Origin of the sequence: Mesorhizobium sp. RIZ17 (genome assembly GCF_051127865.1) — a bacterium.
In the GTDB taxonomy this organism is placed as follows: domain Bacteria; phylum Pseudomonadota; class Alphaproteobacteria; order Rhizobiales; family Rhizobiaceae; genus Mesorhizobium; species Mesorhizobium humile.
Window position 1 is genome coordinate 2644967 of record NZ_CP147861.1, and the last position, 16018, is coordinate 2660984.

Sequence of the window (16018 nt, forward strand, 5' to 3'; positions counted from 1 at the left end):
TAGACACACCCACCAGCCAAGCGGCGCCGGACCGGCGCCGTCAGCCAGAGCAAACAGATGCTGATCTGCCATTGCAACATCATCACCGAGAAGGAGATCGAGCAGACGATCGTCGGCCTGCTGGATGAGGATCCCTGGCAGCTGATCGTGCCCGCGAAGGTCTATCATGCGATGCGCAAGCGCGGTCGCTGTTGCGGCTGTTTCCCGAATGTGGTGGAAACGATCATTCGGGTCACCGAGAACTACCACGCCCGCTCAGAGGTGGGCGGCGTGGATATCGTTTCACACCTGGATCGCGTGAGAGGCTTGCGCGGCCAATACGGGAGCAGAACCCATGAAAGGCGAACCGCAGGTCATCGAGCGGCTTAATGAAGCTCTGTTTCTGGAGCTTGGAGCCGTCAACCAGTACTGGGTGCATTATCGTCTGCTCGAGGATTGGGGCTACACCAAGCTGGCAAAGAAGGAGCGGGCGGAATCGATCGAGGAGATGCACCACGCCGACCGGCTGATCGCGCGCATCATCTTCCTCGAAGGCCATCCCAACCTGCAATCCGTCGCGCCGTTGCGCATCGGCCAGAACGTCAAGGAAGTGCTCGAATCCGATCTCGCCGGCGAATATGACGCGCGCACCGCCTACAAGCGCTCGCGCGAGATCTGCCATGAGGAAGGCGATTTCGTCTCGATGAAGCTGTTCGAGGACCTTTTGACCGACGAGGAAGGACATATCGACTTCCTGGAGACGCAGCTCGACCTGCTTGCCTCGATCGGCGAGGAAAAGTACGGCCTGCTCAACGCCGACCCGGCCAACGAGGCGGAGTAAGGACATGCGGGAATGCGGCGCCCCGTAGTTCGTTTTTCGCGCCGCGCGCGGCGGGCTGCAATCGACGGCCTGTCGCTTCGGAAGTCTCCGCGATACCGGACCGGTTGCGGGGCTTCGCTTCTGCTGGCGATCATGCTTTCCGCTCCCGCCATGGCCGGTGAGCCAGCCGCTCTGCCGACGAGCCGCACCGACCTGACGCCGAAGGATCAGGCGCGGGTTCTGGCGGTCACCAGGCCAACGACCGATTTTACCAAGCCCGAGGCGTTCGAATTGATGCAGGGCGGCGCCGGCACGTCGCGCAAGGACGTCGATCGCGACGCCTTCTCGCAGTCCTCCGCCAACATCACTTTCGAGGAGGAGGGCACCTTCAAGCTCGGCAACGCGCTTTTCCGCAAGAACTGGGTGTCGTCGCCGTCCTCGACCCAAGCTTCAGACGGGCTCGGTCCGCTGTTCAACGAGCGCGCCTGCCAGAACTGTCATCTGAAGGACGGTCGCGGCCGTCCTCCGCAAGGCGATGCCGGATCGACATCGATGTTCCTGCGGCTCGCCCGCGACGCCGCCAGCGCCGAGGAAAAAGCCGCGCTTGCCGATCACAAGGTGCTGAACTTTCCCGATCCGGTCTATGGCACGCAACTGCAGGATCTTGCGGTCCCGGGCCTCAAGGGCGAGGGCCGCATGCGCGTTGAATACTCCGAGGAAAAAGTGACGCTCGGCGACGGCACTGTCGTTTCGCTGCGCAAGCCGCGCTATTTCGTCGACAATCTCGGCTACGGGCCGCTCGGTACGCGCACCACGCTGTCGCCGCGCCTGACGCCGCCGATGATCGGGCTCGGCCTGATCGAGCAGATTGCGCCGGCCGATATCCTCGCCCATACCGATCCGGACGACCGCGATGGGGACGGTATTTCTGGCCGGCCGAACATCGTGCGCGACGCGTTGAGCGGCGCGGTGACCTTGGGCCGCTTCGGCTGGAAGGCGCAGACCGCCTCGATCCGCCAGCAGGCGGCCGATGCCTTTGCCGGCGATATCGGCATCTCCACGCCGGAAATGCCGAAGCATTGGGGCGATTGCACCGAGGCGCAGACGGATTGCCTTGCCATGCCGAACGGCGTGCAGCAACGCCTGGGGGTGGAGGCGCCGCTGCCGGTCATGGACCTCGTCACCTTCTATTCGCAGAATCTGGCCGTGCCGGCGCGGCGCGACATCGCCACACCGCAAGTGCTCGCCGGCAAGAAGCAGTTCTACGAGATGGGCTGCATTTCCTGCCACACGCCGAAATTCGTCACAATGCGCGGCACGCCCAACAAGGCGCAGGCCTTCCAGCTGATCTGGCCTTATTCCGACTTCCTCCTGCACGACATGGGCGAGGGCCTTGCTGACGGCCAGCGGGTTGGGGAAGCGAGCGGCAGCGAGTGGCGCACCCCACCGCTCTGGGGTATTGGGCTCACCGCGACGGTCAACGGCAATGTTTTCTATCTGCATGACGGCCGCGCCCGCACGCTTGCCGAGGCGATCCTGTGGCATGGCGGCGAGGGCCAAAGGGCACGCGACCGCTTTGCCGGCGCCGCGGCCGCCGATCGTGACGCGCTGATCAAATTCCTGGAGTCCTTTTGATGTTAAAACGCGTCGCTTTGATGTCGAAACGCCTGGCTGCCGCGCTTGCCCTTCCGCTTCTTTTGGTCATCTCCCCGCCCGCATCGGCCGCGGTCAAGGCTTCCGATGTCATAAGCCGCGCGATCGACGGCTTCGTCCGCCCAGCCTATGCCGGCCTAGACGAGCATGCGATGAGCCTGACCAAGGCGATGCGCCAGCTTTGCGAGGCGCCGTCTGAAAAGAATCTCGAAGCGGCGCGCTCGGCGTTTTCAGGCACTGTGGAGGCCTGGTCGGTGGCCGAGATCATCGCCTTCGGGCCGATCAAGGAGAACAACCGGCTGGAGCGCATGCTCTATTGGCCGGACCGCAAGAGCATCGGCCTGCGACAGGTGCAGGCCACGCTCGCATCCAAGGACCCGTCAGCCACCGATCCGGCGCAACTGGCGCAAAAGAGCGTCGCCATGCAGGGCCTCGGCGCGCTCGAATATGTGCTCTACGGCGACGGCGCCGACACGCTCGCCAGGAAGGACGATCCCTATCGCTGCGCCTATGGCGCCGCGGTCGCCGGCAACATCGAAACGATCGCCGGCGAGGCGCGTGACGCCTGGCAAAGGCCCGACGGCTTTGCCTCGCTCTGGGCCAATCCGGGGCCGAAGAATCCGCTCTACCGCGACGGCAACGAAGCGGTGACGGAACTGGTCGGCGTCTTCATCAACGAGCTGGAAATGATCCGCGACGTGCGGCTCAAGGGCTTTCTCGGCGCCAAGCCCGATGCCGACAAGCCGAAGCAGGCGATCTACTGGCGCTCCCAAAACACGACGGCTTCGCTGAGCGGGAATCTCGCCGGCATCGACCAGCTGTTCCAGGCCTCGAAGCTCGGCGATGCGCTGCCCGCCGATGCGCAATGGATGGCCGAGTCCATCCACATCCAGCTCGCCAATGGCGTGGCGACGGCGAAATCCATTGCCGGTCCGATCGACAAGGCGCTGGCCGATCCGGCGCTGCGCGACAAGCTCGAGCATTTCGCGCTGATCACCTCGAGCCTGTCGACCCTGATCGGCACCCGAATGACCGCCGAGTTCGGCCTGACCGCGGGCTTCTCGTCGCTGGACGGAGACTGATCGATGGCGTGGACAGGTACACGGCTCATCGATCGCCGCGATTTCCTGCGGGCCGCGGGCGCGTGCTTTGCCGCCGCCATGGCGCCGCGCGCCTGGGCCGATACGCTTGCCGCGGACGCCGTCTTTGCCACGGCCTTCGTCAAGCGCGACGGCAGCTTCGGCGCCGCCGTGCTCTCCGAGGCGGGAAAAATCCTGCACACGGTCGATCTGCCCGATCGCGGCCATGACGTCACCTTCGATCCGGTGTCGAAACGCTCGGTCGTCTTCGCCCGGCAGCCCGGCACGTTCGCCGTCGTCTTCGACCACGCCGGCCGCGACAAGCCGTTGACCATTGCCAGCATCGCCGGCCGGCATTTCTTCGGCCATGGCGTGTTCTCGCCCGACGGCGCCCTGCTCTATGCGACGGAGAACGACTTCGACAACGCGTCAGGCGTCGTCGGCGTCTATGACGCGCGGGCGAAGTTCAATCGCATCGGCGAGTTCCCGACTTACGGCATGGGGCCGCACGAGTTGCTCCTGCTTGGCGATGGCCGCACCTTGGCCATTGCCAATGGCGGCATCGAAACCCATCCCGACTATGGCCGCGCCGAGCTCAACATCGCGACGATGAAGCCCTCCTATACGCTGGTCGACCGCGTCACCGGGGACCTGATCGAAAAGCATGAATTGCCGCCGGCGCTGCATCAGCTTTCGATCCGCCACATGGATCGCGACCAGGCGGGCACCGTCTGGTTCGGCTGCCAGTATCGCGGGCCGGCGACCGACAGCCCGGCGCTGGTCGGCCGCGCCGCGCGCGGCAAGGAGCTCGAGCTTTTGGAGATGCCGCAGGACGTGCTCTCCGGCTTCCGCAACTATATCGGCTCCGTCGCCGCCAATGCCGCGACAGGCGCGGTCGCGGTCACTTCGCCGGAAGGCAATTCGTTGGCCGTCATCGACGCGGCCAGCGGGCGTGTGGTCGCCACAAGGTCGCTGATCGAGGTCTGCGGCCTTGCGCCCGACGGCGCCGGCTTCATGGCGACGACCGGCGCCGGCGAGATCGTCGGTGGCGCCGGCGCGACCCGTTCCGAGCCGGACTATGTCTGGGACAACCACATGCTGCGCATTGTCGCGACGGCGTGATCGCCGCGCGTAGAAGCAAAGCCGCTTAACATTTCTCCGCCCTGGCTCTTGCGGCGGCGGCCCATGCCGGGCAGAGGGAATTGTGTTTCGATCCAGTTCTTTAACCGGCGATATGAAGCTGCCCGCATGAAGGTGCTTGCCATCGACTGTGCCGCCAATCTCTGTGCCGCCTGCGTCTATGACGCGGGCGCGGGGAAGGAGCTTGGCCGTGAGGTGCGCGACCTCGGCAAGGGGCATGCGGAGCATCTGATGGCCGTCATCGAGGCGGCCCTGAAAGCCGGCGGGATCGGCTACCCCGACCTCGACGCCGTTGCCGTCTCGATCGGGCCCGGCTCCTTCACCGGCCTGCGCGTCGGCGTCTCGACCGCGCGCGGCCTGGCGCTTGCGCTGAAAATCCCGGCGATCGGCGTGACGACGCTGGAAGCCCTGGCGGCGGAGGGTGCCAAACTCTTTCCCGGGCGCTCGGTGCTTGCCGCGCTCGATGCCGGCCGCGAGGAAATCCACGCTGCGCTCTACGATAAAGCGTTAGTTGAAACTTACGGACCTTCGGTGGTCACACTTGCCGAGGCCGTGTCCGTGGCGACCGGCGCCGACGCGGTCCTGGTCGGGACCGCCGCGCCGCGGATTGCCAAGGCAGTGGGTCGCGCCTTCGACACCGGTCCGGTCGCCGCGACAGCCGACATCGCGACCTATGCCAGGCTGGGCTCGGCCAGGGAGCCGGGTGAAAAGCCGAAACCGCTTTATCTGCGCGGCGCCGACGCCAAGCCGCAGGCGGGTTTCATTCTGCCAAGGCAGGATAAGGGAAACGAGCCCTGATGCGCATACCGTTCTTTCAGCCGCGCCGCAGGGACTATGCCTTGGAGCCGCTGACGGTCGCCGACAGCGTCGCCGTTTCGGTGCTGCATCGCGAGGATTTCGTGCGGCCCTGGACCGATGGCGAGTTCGCCGCGCTCCTTGAACAGGACACGGTCTTCGGCTACGCCGCGCGTGAGACCGGCCAAGGCTCCAAGCCGCCGGTCGGCTTCGTGCTGGCGCGGCTCGCGGCCGGCGAAGGCGAAATCCTGACCGTGGCCGTCGCCCGCACGCATCGCCGCCAGGGCCTTGGCTGGCAATTGATGGACGCGGTACTGCGCGAGCTTCACGCGCAGCGCGCCGAGGCGCTCTTCCTCGAGGTCGACGAGACCAACGCGCCGGCGATCGGGCTCTATCGCAGGCTCGGCTTCCGCCAGGTGGGTCATCGTCCCAACTATTATCGCTCGACCGAGCACGGTCCGACCGGCGCGCTTGTCATGCGCCGCGATCTTCGCTAGCCAATCCGCGCGATAGGGCGGGAGCGAATGATCAAGAAATTACGGATTTTCCTGGCGCTCTTCTATGTCGTCGTCTGTTCACTGGTGCTGGTGCCGCTGCAGATGCTGTCGATGAAGACGGGGTTGTGGCCCGAAACCTTCATCCTGAAGATCTGGCACCGCATGATCCTGAGGGCGCTCGGCATGCGGGTGCATGTGAAAGGCGCGTTGGCCAGGGAGCGGCCGCTGCTGGTGGCGGCCAACCACATTTCCTGGACCGACATCATGGTGCTCGGCTCCTTCGCCGATGTGAAATTCATCGCCAGGGCAGACATGGAAGGCTGGCCGCTGATCGGCATGCTGTCCAAGCTGCAGCGCACCGTCTTCATCGAGCGCGAGCGCAAGCGCACCTCCGGCGACCAGGCAAGCGAAATCGCCAAGAGGATGGCAAAGGGCGACGCCATGGTGCTGTTCGCCGAAGGCTCGACCGGCGACGGCAACCTCGTGCTGCCGTTCAAGAGCACGCTGTTCGGCGCGGCCTCCATGGCGATTTCGGAAGGTGCGGCGGAACAGGTCTTCATCCAGCCCGTGGCGATCGCCTATACGCGCCTGCACGGCATGCCGATGGGCCGCCGTCATCGGCCGATTACCGCCTGGATCGGCGACCAGGATCTGATGCCGCATCTGAAAACCCTGCTTGCCGAAGGCGCCATCGATGCCGAAGTGCATTTCGGCGAGCCGGTGCCGTTCTCCAAGAGCTCGAACCGCAAGGAAACGGCGAGGCTGATGGAAGCCAAGGTGCTCGAGATGATGCAGGCTATCCTCGCCGACCCGGCCAAGAGCCGCTGATCGGTATGCCGCCCAAAGGCCTGTAGCGGTTTTGGGACAGGGCGGCGCGACGCGCTACAGGCAGAATCGTCTGTTTTTTGTCATGGAAAGGCGCTAGAAGCCGCCCGATGGAATTGAACACGATTGAAAGCCATGGCGCCGGCTCGCCCGCCGAGCATTCGGCCAGCACCGACCGGACGGTGAAAAAGGTCTTCGTCAAGACCTATGGCTGCCAGATGAACGTCTACGATTCCCAGCGCATGACCGATGCGCTGGCCGCCGACGGCTATGTCGCCACCGACGCCGTCGAAGACGCCGATCTGGTGCTGCTCAACACCTGCCATATCCGCGAAAAGGCGGCGGAAAAGGTCTATTCCGAGCTTGGCCGCATCCGCGACATGAAGGCCGAACGCGCCGAAGCCGGCCGCGAGCTCCTGATTGGCGTCGCCGGCTGCGTGGCGCAGGCCGAAGGCGCCGAGATCATCCGCCGCGCTCCGGCGGTCGATCTGGTCATCGGTCCGCAGACCTATCACCGGCTGCCCGACGTGCTGGCGCGGGTCCGTGGCGGCGAAAAGATCGTCGAGACCGAATACGCCATCGAGGACAAGTTCGAGCATCTGCCGCCGCCGAAGCGCGCCGAGCTTGCCAGGCGCGGCGTCACCGCCTTCCTCACGGTGCAGGAAGGTTGCGACAAGTTTTGCACCTTCTGCGTGGTGCCTTACACCCGCGGCTCGGAGGTCTCGCGCCCGGTGACGCAAATCGTCGCCGAGGCCGAGCGCCTGGCCGAGGCCGGCGTGCGCGAGGTGACGTTGCTTGGCCAGAACGTCAACGCCTGGCACGGCGTCGGCGAAAATGGCGAGGAATGGGGCCTCGGGCGCCTGCTGTTCCGACTGGCGCAAATCCCTGGCCTGGCGCGGCTGCGCTACACCACAAGCCACCCGCGCGACATGGACGACGAGTTGATCGCCGCGCATCGCGACCTGCCCGCCTTGATGCCCTATCTGCATCTGCCGGTGCAGTCCGGCTCGGATCGTATCCTCAAGGCGATGAACCGCCGCCATACGGCGCGCGACTATCTGGCGCTCATCGAGCGCATCCGTTCCGCCCGAACCGACATCGCCATGTCCGGCGACTTCATCGTCGGCTTCCCCGGTGAGACGGATGAGGATTTCGAAGCGACGCTGAAATTGGTGCGCGAAGTGAACTATGCCTCGGCTTTCTCGTTCAAATATTCGCCTCGCCCCGGCACACCGGGCGCCGAAATGGATGGCCATGTCGCGGAAGCGGTGAAGGATGAGCGGCTGCAGCGGCTGCAGGCGCTGCTCTTGAAGCAGCAGCAGGATTTCGGCTTGAGCCTGGTCGGCAGGACCATCGGCACGCTGATCGAGAAGCCTGGCCGGCAGGCCGGCCAGAAAGTTGGCCGTTCGCCCTGGCTGCAGCCCGTTATTGTTGACGACAAGGCCGGCGGAATCGGTGACATTATCGACGTACGAATCACAAGGACCGGCTACAATAGCCTGTTCGCCGAACCGGTCTGATGCATGTCGCCCAAAAGTGCCCGCGGTTTTGGGATAACGACATGCATAGCCACAAACCTCGGCAGATGAGGAGAGACGGTTGAGCGCTGCTGAACTGAAGAATCTGCCCCAGAACCAGGCGTCCGGGGCTTCCGACATGGCGCACATCGTACTGACCTTCGACAACAACAAGCTAGCCAGCGCCCTTTACGGTCAGTTCGATGAGAATTTGGCCCGGCTTGAGCAGAAGCTCGGCGTCGACATCCGCTCGCGCGGCAATCAGCTTACGATCAAGGGCTCGGCGGCCGCAGCCGAGCAGGCGCGCCGCGCTCTGGATACGCTCTATGGCATCCTGCAGAAGGGCGTCGACATCGGCCAGTCGGACGTCGACGGCGCCGTGCGCATGGCGATTGCCGCCGACGATCAGCTGACGCTGCCGACGATGGAGCGCAAAGGCAAGGTATCGGCTGCCCAGATCGCGACGCGTAAGAAGACGATTTATGCCCGCTCGCTCAACCAGGACGCCTATATGCGGGCGCTGGAGCGCTCCGAAATGGTCTTCGGCATCGGGCCTGCCGGCACCGGCAAGACCTATCTGGCGGTCGCGCATGCCGCGATGCTCTTGGAGCGCGGCATGGTCGAGCGCATCATCCTTTCGCGCCCGGCCGTCGAGGCCGGCGAGCGGCTGGGTTTCCTGCCCGGCGACATGAAGGAGAAGGTCGATCCGTATCTGCGACCCCTCTATGACGCGCTTTACGACATGATGCCGGCGGACAAAGTCGAGCGGGCGATCGCCGCCGAGGTGATCGAGATCGCGCCGCTGGCCTTCATGCGCGGCCGCACGCTGGCGCACGCGGCGGTGATCCTCGACGAGGCGCAGAACACCACGCCTATGCAGATGAAGATGTTCCTGACCCGTCTCGGCGAGAACTCGCGCATGATCGTCACCGGCGATCCAACCCAGATCGACCTTCCGCCCAACACCAAGTCGGGACTTGTCGAGGCGCTGCGTGTCCTCGACGGTGTCCCCGGCATCGTCACCGTCCGCTTCAACGAGGGCGACGTGGTGCGCCATCCGCTGGTCGCCGAGATCGTCAAGGCCTATGACCGTGACGGCAAGCTGGCGCGAGGCCTCGGCGCCGAAAGCTGATCAAAGGCCGCATGGCTGAAGACACCAAATCCTCTGCCGGTATCCCGGTCGATATCGATATTTTCGTCGAGGCCGGCGCCTGGCCCGCGGAAGCCGAGTTGACGCACCTGGTCGAGCGCGCCGTTGCGGCCGCCTTTGCCGAGACCGGCGTGGACGGCGCCTCCGAGCTCAGCATCGTCTTTTCCGACGATGCCCATATCCAAACGCTCAATGCCGAATGGCGCGGCAAGGACAAGCCCACCAACGTCTTGTCTTTCCCGGCTTTTTCCTTTCCGAAAGGCGGTCCGCTGCCGCCGATGCTGGGCGACATCGTGCTGGCTTCCGAGACGGTGGCGCGTGAGGCCGCTCTGGAAGACAAGCCGATTGAAGACCATATCACCCATCTCGTTATCCATGGCCTGTTGCATCTTCTGGGCCATGATCACGAGACCGACGCCGAGGCGGAGGAGATGGAAGCGATCGAGCGCGCGGCGCTTGCGAGGCTTGCCATTCCCGATCCCTACGCGTAACAAAAAAGCTCAATTGACCCGATGGCGATGAACGACACACCAGAAACTGCCGCCCGTCCGGACGCCGGCAGTGCTGCCAAGCCTTCCGAAAAGACGGAAGAGGGCTCGAGTCCGAGTAGTCCGACCGGCAGCGCGGCCGCTGAGCCGCATGCCGGTCCTTCCCTTGTCGACCGCGTGCTCGGCCTGTTCCGGCACCGCAACGGCACCAGCCTGCGTGAGGAAATCGCGGGCGCGCTGGCCGAAACGGCAACCGATGCCGAATCTTTCTCGCCCGGCGAACGCGCCATGCTCAACAACATCCTTCGCCTTCGCGAAGTGCGGGTCGAGGATGTCATGGTGCCGCGCGCCGATATCGAGGCGGTCGAGATCAACACCACGCTTGGCGACCTGCTCGGCCTTTTCGAGCAATCCGGCCATTCGCGCATGCCCGTCTATTCCGAGACGTTGGACGATCCGCGCGGCATGGTCCACATCCGCGACGTACTCGCCCACATCACCAAGCTCGCCCGTGTCAAGAAGGGCCGCACCAGGGCGAAGGCGCCGGTGACGACGGCGCTCGACCTCGCCCAGGTCGATCTCGCGCGCACCATCGGCGATCTCAATCTTATCCGCGAGGTGCTGTTCGTGCCGCCCTCGATGCTGGCCTCCGACCTGATGGGCCGCATGCAGACGACGCGCACGCAGATGGCGCTGGTCATCGACGAATATGGCGGCACCGACGGCCTCGCCTCGCTGGAAGACATCGTCGAGATGGTGGTCGGCGACATCGAGGACGAGCATGACGACGATGAGCCGATGATCACGCAGACCGGCGACGGCGTCTTCGTCGTCGACGGCAAGGCCGAGATCGACGAGGTCGCCAAGATGATCGGCGAGGATTTCGCCGCCGGCGAGCATGGCGAATATGTCGACACGATCGGCGGCATGATCTTCAACACGCTGGGACGTGTCCCGGCCAGGGGCGAAGTCGTGCAGGCTATCCCCGGCTTCGAATTCCATGTGCTCGACGCCGACCCGCGCCGCGTCAAGCGCGTACGCATCGTGCAGAGCCAGAAGGGCGAGCGTCGCCGCCGCGCCGCGCGCACCGAACAGGCCTGATATCCCGGAGCAATTCCAGGAAAAGTGCCTGGCGGTTAGGCTCGGCGCCTTCGCCGTAACCCTTCCGTCCGGAATTGCGCAGAGACAAAGACTTGAGGCCGCATGGTGATCGACGATCCGTTCAAGCACGCGGTTCTGGGTTCGGGTGTTTTCTATAAGGATTCGCGCGCGGCATTGACCTGGCTGCAGGCAGCCTTCGGCTTCGAGCCGAGCATGCTGGTGAGCGATGCCGACGGCCGGCTCGTGCATGCCGAAATGCGCTTCGGCGAGGGCTACATCATCGTCGATTCGGAATGGGATGAGCATATCGCCAGCCCGGCCTCCGTCGGCGGCAAGAACACGCAGGCCGTCTATGTGCGTCTGCAGCAGGATATCGACGCGCATTGCGAGAAGGCGCGCGCGGCGGGCGCGGATATCGTCGAGGAGCCCGCCGACCATTTCTACGGCGAGCGCCAATATCGCGCCCGTGACCCCGAAGGCCATGTCTGGACGTTCACCCAGACAATGCGCGTTGTCCTGAAGGACGAAGCCGAGCGACTGAGCGGCCTGCGCATCGAGGGCTGGCATAGATAGCGCGACCTTGTATCAGGCTGCGCTTATCCGCGTTTGGATCGGGCGGCGCGGCCTGTTAAACCTCTAGCTCCCTGATTCGCGCGACTTGGGAAGCTGGATGCAGCGCTTTGCCGGCCGGATAATTCTGCTTTGGGGGTGGCGGCGGGCGCTGGTGGCGTTTGCCGCCGGAGCGCTGGCGGTGCTTGCCCAGGCGCCTTACGATTTCTTCGCCGTCTGCTTCGTTTCGTTCCCGGTCTTGGTCTGGCTGCTCGACGGCGCCACCGGCGAGGCTTCCGATGGCTGGTTCCGGCGTCTGAGGCCGGCTTTCGCAACCGGCTGGTGGTTCGGTTTCGGCTACTTTCTCGCCGGTCTCTGGTGGATCGGCCAGGCCTTGCTGGTCGAGGCCGACAACTTCGCCTGGGCCTTGCCCTTCGCCGTTGTCGGCATCCCCTTCGCGCTGGCCTTCTTCTACGGTTTTGCCACCGTGGTGGCGCGGCTGTTCTGGAGCAGCGATATCGGCCGCATCGCCGCCCTTGCCTTCGGGTTCGGCCTTGCCGAATGGCTGCGCGACTTCCTCTTCACCGGCTTTCCCTGGAACGCCGTCGGCTATGCCGCGATGCCCGTGCCGCTCCTGATGCAGAGCGTGTCGGTGACCGGAATGATCGGCATGAACGCGCTCGCGGTCTTCTTGTTTTCGCTGCCCGCGCTGGTCGTGGCGCGCCGGCATCTGAGGCTGGGCGTTGCCCTGTTCGTCATCCTCGTCGCCGCCCATGTCGGCTTCGGCTATTTCAGGCTCGCCATGCCGGCCGAGCCGGCGACACGCTCCCTCGACGTCCGCATCGTCCAGCCCGCGGTCGACCTCAGCGAAAAGTGGGACGCCTCGGTGCGCGACCGCATCTTCGCAACGTTGCTGGGGATATCGGGGAAAGCACCCGAAGAAAGTCACGCCAAGCCTCAGCTCATCCTGTGGCCCGAGACATCGGTGCCGTTCCTCTTCACCGAGCGCCCGGACGCGCTGACGGCGCTGGGCGACTTGCTGGCCGACGGCCAGATGCTGATTGCCGGTGTCGTGCGCGAGGAGGGCGGATCGGCGAGCGCCGGCAGCCGCTATTACAATTCCGTGGTGGCGATCAACGACAAGGGCGAGATCGTCGATGCCGTCGACAAGGTGCATCTGGTGCCCTTCGGCGAATATCTGCCCTTCGCCGACCTGTTCGAACGCTTCGGCATAGGCCAGCTCGTCGCCGGACCGATGAATTTCGCCGCCGGCAACGAGCGCCATCCGATCGCCGTGCCGGGCGGCCTGCGTGCCGCTCCGTTCATCTGCTACGAGGTGATCTTTCCCGATCTCGTCGCCGCAGACTCTGCGTCATCTGACGTAATTGTGAACGTCACCAACGACGCCTGGTTTGGCGACACGCCAGGCCCGTATCAGCACTTCAGGCAGGCGCAGGTCCGTGCGGTGGAGAATGGATTGCCGCTGCTGCGCGCCGCCAACAATGGCATCTCCGCCGTCGTCGATTCGCGCGGGCGCATTGTCGATGCGCTTGCCGTCGACGCGCGCGGCGCCATCGACGCGCATGTGCCGGTTTCTGGGCGCGCTCTCCTGTCCGCCGAACAGCGGCGCATTAACGGATTGCTGATCATGTTGCTGTTTGCGCTGATTGCCTTCACACTGAATGTAAGGCAGCGGCTACGGGTGAATTGACAGTCGGCACATTAGAAACTCATACTGTAACGCCTAAAATTTTCTCGAAGTCGGTTGGAGGGTTCTGTTGGGGCAGGTGGCTCCGGCTTCATATGGGCGGAACAAAATAGAAAAAGCCGGAAAAATTCGGCGAGGAAAAAATGACAGAAGAGAACAAGAAGAAGCCGAATCCGATCGACATCCATGTCGGGAGTCGCATTCGGCTGCGTCGCAATATGCTTGGAATGAGCCAGGAAAAGCTGGGTGAAAATCTCGGCATCACCTTTCAGCAGATCCAGAAGTACGAGAAGGGCACGAACAGGGTTGGCGCCAGCCGTTTGCAGGCGATCGCCTCCATCCTGAGCGTTCCGGTCGCCTTCTTCTTCGAGGATGCCCCGGGCGAGGAGCCCGCTGGCGGCAATCGAGGATTTGCCGAAGACTCCTCGATGGCGTTCGCCATCGAATTCTGCGGCAGTCCTGAAGGGCTTCAGCTCAACCGGGCTTTCGTCAAGATCGGCGACGTCAAGGTGCGCCGCCGGATCATCGATCTGGTCAAGGCGCTCTCCGCCGAGGACGCCGATTGATTTGCCTTATGCCGTCGGCGGTGTCATGCCGCCGGTGGCATAGCCGACCTTGCCTACATTCATGCCAGATCCGTCGCGCCGCTTGACGAGCGGCGCCTGGCACCGCTAACACGTGGCGCGCCAAAATCGGCAGCCCTGCCGATCTTTTTTCAAGAGGGGACACCCGTGACGCGGCAGAATTATCTCTTCACCTCGGAATCCGTCTCCGAGGGTCATCCCGACAAAGTCTGTGACCGTATCTCCGACGAGATCGTCGATCTGGTCTATCGCGAAGCCAAGAAGACGGGCATGGATCCTTGGAAGGTGCGCGTTGCCTGCGAAACGCTGGCCACCACCAACCGCGTCGTCATCGCCGGCGAGGTCCGCGTCCCGGACACGCTCTTGAAGAAGGACAAGGCCGGCAACGTCCTCAAGGACGCGTCCGGCCACCCCGTGGTCAACCCGGCCAAGTTCAAATCGGTTGCCCGCAAGGCGATCCGCGAGATCGGCTACGAGCAGTCCGGCTTCCACTGGAAGACCGCCAAGATCGACGTGCTGCTGCATGGTCAGTCTCCCGACATCGGCCAGGGCGTCGACAACGCCGCCGACCGCCAGGGCGAGGAAGGCGCGGGCGACCAGGGCATCATGTTCGGCTACGCCTGCCGCGAGACGCCCGACCTGATGCCGGCGCCGATCTATTACAGCCACAAGATTCTCGAATTGCTGGCGGCGGCGCGCCACGAAGGCAATGGCGAGGCCGGCAAGCTCGGCCCGGACGCCAAGAGCCAGGTCACCGTGCGCTATGCCGACGGCAAGGCGGCGGAAGTCACGCAGATCGTGCTCTCCACCCAGCATCTCGATGCGAGCTGGGACTCCAAGAAGGTCCGCAAGGTGGTCGAGCCCTATATCCGCGAGGCGCTTGGCGAGTTGAAGATCGCCGAGGACTGCAACTGGTACATCAATCCGACCGGCAAATTCGTCATCGGTGGGCCTGACGGCGACGCCGGCCTTACCGGCCGCAAGATCATCGTCGACACCTATGGCGGCGCGGCACCCCATGGCGGCGGCGCGTTCTCGGGCAAGGATACCACCAAGGTCGACCGTTCGGCCGCCTATGCGGCGCGCTACCTTGCCAAGAACGTGGTGGCGGCCAAGCTTGCCGACCGCTGCACCATCCAGCTCTCCTACGCCATCGGCGTCGCTCAGCCGCTGTCGGTCTATGTCGACCTGCATGGCACCGGCAAGGTGGACGAATCGAAGCTCGAGGATGCGCTGCGCAAGGTGATGGACCTGTCGCCGTCGGGCATCCGCCGTCATCTCGACCTCAACAAGCCGATCTATGCAAAGACCTCGTCCTACGGCCATTTCGGCCGCAAGGCCGGTCGCGACGGTTCCTTCTCCTGGGAGAAGACCGATCTCGCCAAGGCGCTCAAGGACGCCGTCGCCGCCTGACGCCAGCGGACGCAAAGGACAGGCCGAGCCGGGCGACCGAAGGATTCTTCGGTCGCCGGCACGGCAAGACTATACGCCCGCAGCAGGCGATCGCCCTCGAAAGCGGTCTGCGCGAATACCGGCTCGACCTGACGGCGGAAGCGCCGGCCGATCTCAGGACCTTGTTCAAGGCACAGATTTCGACGCTCCAGCTGGAAATAGGCTTCGGCGGCGGCGAGCATCTCCTGCATCGCGCGGCGGAAGCGCCGGCAACCGGCTTCATTGGCGTCGAGCCCTTCGTCAACGGCATGGCCAAGATGATGACGGCGCTTGGCAAGACGCCGCTTGCCAATCTCAAAGTCTATGACGACGACGCCACGCGCCTGCTCGACTGGCTGCCGTCAGGCTCGCTCGACGGCATCGACCTGCTCTATCCCGATCCATGGCCGAAGAAGAAGCACTGGAAGCGGCGCTTCGTCGGCGCCGCCAATCTCGCCCGCTTCGCCCGGGTGCTGAAAGCGGGCGGCAGGTTCCGCTTCGCCTCCGACATCGACAGCTATGTGAACTGGACGCTGCTCGCCTGCCGCGATCACGGCGCTTTCGCATGGCAGGCCGAAGACGCCGCCGGCTGGCACCGGCCCTATGACGGCTGGCCCGGCACGCGCTACGAGGCCAAGGCCATCCGCGAGGGACGGCGGCCTGCCTATCTGACCTTTATCCGGAAGTAATCGGGCGGTCCTC

General features: G+C 64.5%; 17 protein-coding genes. All 17 read left to right on the forward strand.

Annotated elements, in window-relative coordinates:
- Positions 1–57 precede the first annotated feature (57 nt).
- The 17 genes from WDX12_RS12895 to trmB all read left to right on the forward strand — a co-directional run bounded on the left by WDX12_RS12895 (position 58) and on the right by trmB (position 16005).
- Positions 58–369, forward strand: coding sequence for a (2Fe-2S)-binding protein (locus tag WDX12_RS12895; protein ID WP_224666571.1), 312 nt, complete (start codon positions 58–60; stop codon positions 367–369).
- A complete protein-coding gene (gene bfr / locus WDX12_RS12900; RefSeq protein WP_320297758.1) occupies positions 335–820 on the forward strand; it encodes a bacterioferritin in 486 nt (161 codons plus the stop codon). Before WDX12_RS12895 ends, bfr begins: the two co-directional genes overlap by 35 nt.
- A 12-nt stretch (positions 821–832) precedes the next feature.
- Complete coding sequence (locus tag WDX12_RS12905) at positions 833–2434, forward strand: di-heme oxidoredictase family protein (RefSeq protein ID WP_434725127.1); 1602 nt, start codon at positions 833–835, stop codon at positions 2432–2434.
- Positions 2435–2454: 20 nt separating this feature from the next.
- Entirely contained in the window at positions 2455–3534 is a 1080-nt protein-coding gene (locus tag WDX12_RS12910; protein ID WP_434725621.1) for an imelysin family protein, read from the forward strand.
- Positions 3535–3537: 3 nt separating this feature from the next.
- Complete coding sequence (locus WDX12_RS12915; RefSeq protein WP_434725128.1) at positions 3538–4653, forward strand: DUF1513 domain-containing protein; 1116 nt, start codon at positions 3538–3540, stop codon at positions 4651–4653.
- Between the two features lie 126 nt (positions 4654–4779).
- Positions 4780–5469, forward strand: coding sequence for a tRNA (adenosine(37)-N6)-threonylcarbamoyltransferase complex dimerization subunit type 1 TsaB (tsaB, locus tag WDX12_RS12920; protein ID WP_434725129.1), 690 nt, complete (start codon positions 4780–4782; stop codon positions 5467–5469).
- On the forward strand, positions 5469–5963 hold the full coding sequence (locus WDX12_RS12925; protein ID WP_434725130.1) for a GNAT family N-acetyltransferase: 495 nt from the start codon (positions 5469–5471) through the stop codon (positions 5961–5963). Before tsaB ends, WDX12_RS12925 begins: the two co-directional genes overlap by 1 nt.
- 27 nt (positions 5964–5990) lie before the next feature.
- Complete coding sequence (locus tag WDX12_RS12930; RefSeq protein WP_434725131.1) at positions 5991–6791, forward strand: lysophospholipid acyltransferase family protein; 801 nt, start codon at positions 5991–5993, stop codon at positions 6789–6791.
- A gap of 107 nt (positions 6792–6898) precedes the next feature.
- Entirely contained in the window at positions 6899–8308 is a 1410-nt protein-coding gene (miaB, locus tag WDX12_RS12935) for a tRNA (N6-isopentenyl adenosine(37)-C2)-methylthiotransferase MiaB (protein ID WP_434725132.1), read from the forward strand.
- A gap of 136 nt (positions 8309–8444) precedes the next feature.
- Positions 8445–9437, forward strand: a complete 993-nt coding sequence (locus WDX12_RS12940; RefSeq protein ID WP_226892268.1) for a PhoH family protein — start codon at positions 8445–8447, stop codon at positions 9435–9437.
- An 11-nt stretch (positions 9438–9448) separates the two neighbouring features.
- A complete protein-coding gene (gene ybeY, locus WDX12_RS12945; RefSeq protein WP_320297752.1) occupies positions 9449–9946 on the forward strand; it encodes an rRNA maturation RNase YbeY in 498 nt (165 codons plus the stop codon).
- Positions 9947–9973: 27 nt separating this feature from the next.
- Positions 9974–11044 (forward strand): hemolysin family protein, encoded by a 1071-nt coding sequence (locus WDX12_RS12950; protein ID WP_434725133.1) that lies wholly within the window; start codon positions 9974–9976, stop codon positions 11042–11044.
- 102 nt (positions 11045–11146) lie between these two features.
- Positions 11147–11617 (forward strand): VOC family protein, encoded by a 471-nt coding sequence (locus tag WDX12_RS12955; protein WP_434725134.1) that lies wholly within the window; start codon positions 11147–11149, stop codon positions 11615–11617.
- A 97-nt stretch (positions 11618–11714) separates the two neighbouring features.
- The gene (gene lnt / locus WDX12_RS12960) at positions 11715–13304 is read left to right on the forward strand and encodes an apolipoprotein N-acyltransferase (RefSeq protein WP_434725135.1); all 1590 of its coding nucleotides are present in this window, start codon (positions 11715–11717) and stop codon (positions 13302–13304) included.
- 140 nt (positions 13305–13444) lie between these two features.
- Positions 13445–13867 (forward strand): helix-turn-helix domain-containing protein, encoded by a 423-nt coding sequence (locus WDX12_RS12965; RefSeq protein WP_320297748.1) that lies wholly within the window; start codon positions 13445–13447, stop codon positions 13865–13867.
- Between the two features lie 165 nt (positions 13868–14032).
- The gene (gene metK, locus WDX12_RS12970; protein ID WP_320297747.1) at positions 14033–15298 is read left to right on the forward strand and encodes a methionine adenosyltransferase; all 1266 of its coding nucleotides are present in this window, start codon (positions 14033–14035) and stop codon (positions 15296–15298) included.
- Entirely contained in the window at positions 15295–16005 is a 711-nt protein-coding gene (trmB, locus tag WDX12_RS12975; protein ID WP_434725622.1) for a tRNA (guanine(46)-N(7))-methyltransferase TrmB, read from the forward strand. Before metK ends, trmB begins: the two co-directional genes overlap by 4 nt.
- Positions 16006–16018: the final 13 nt, after the last annotated feature.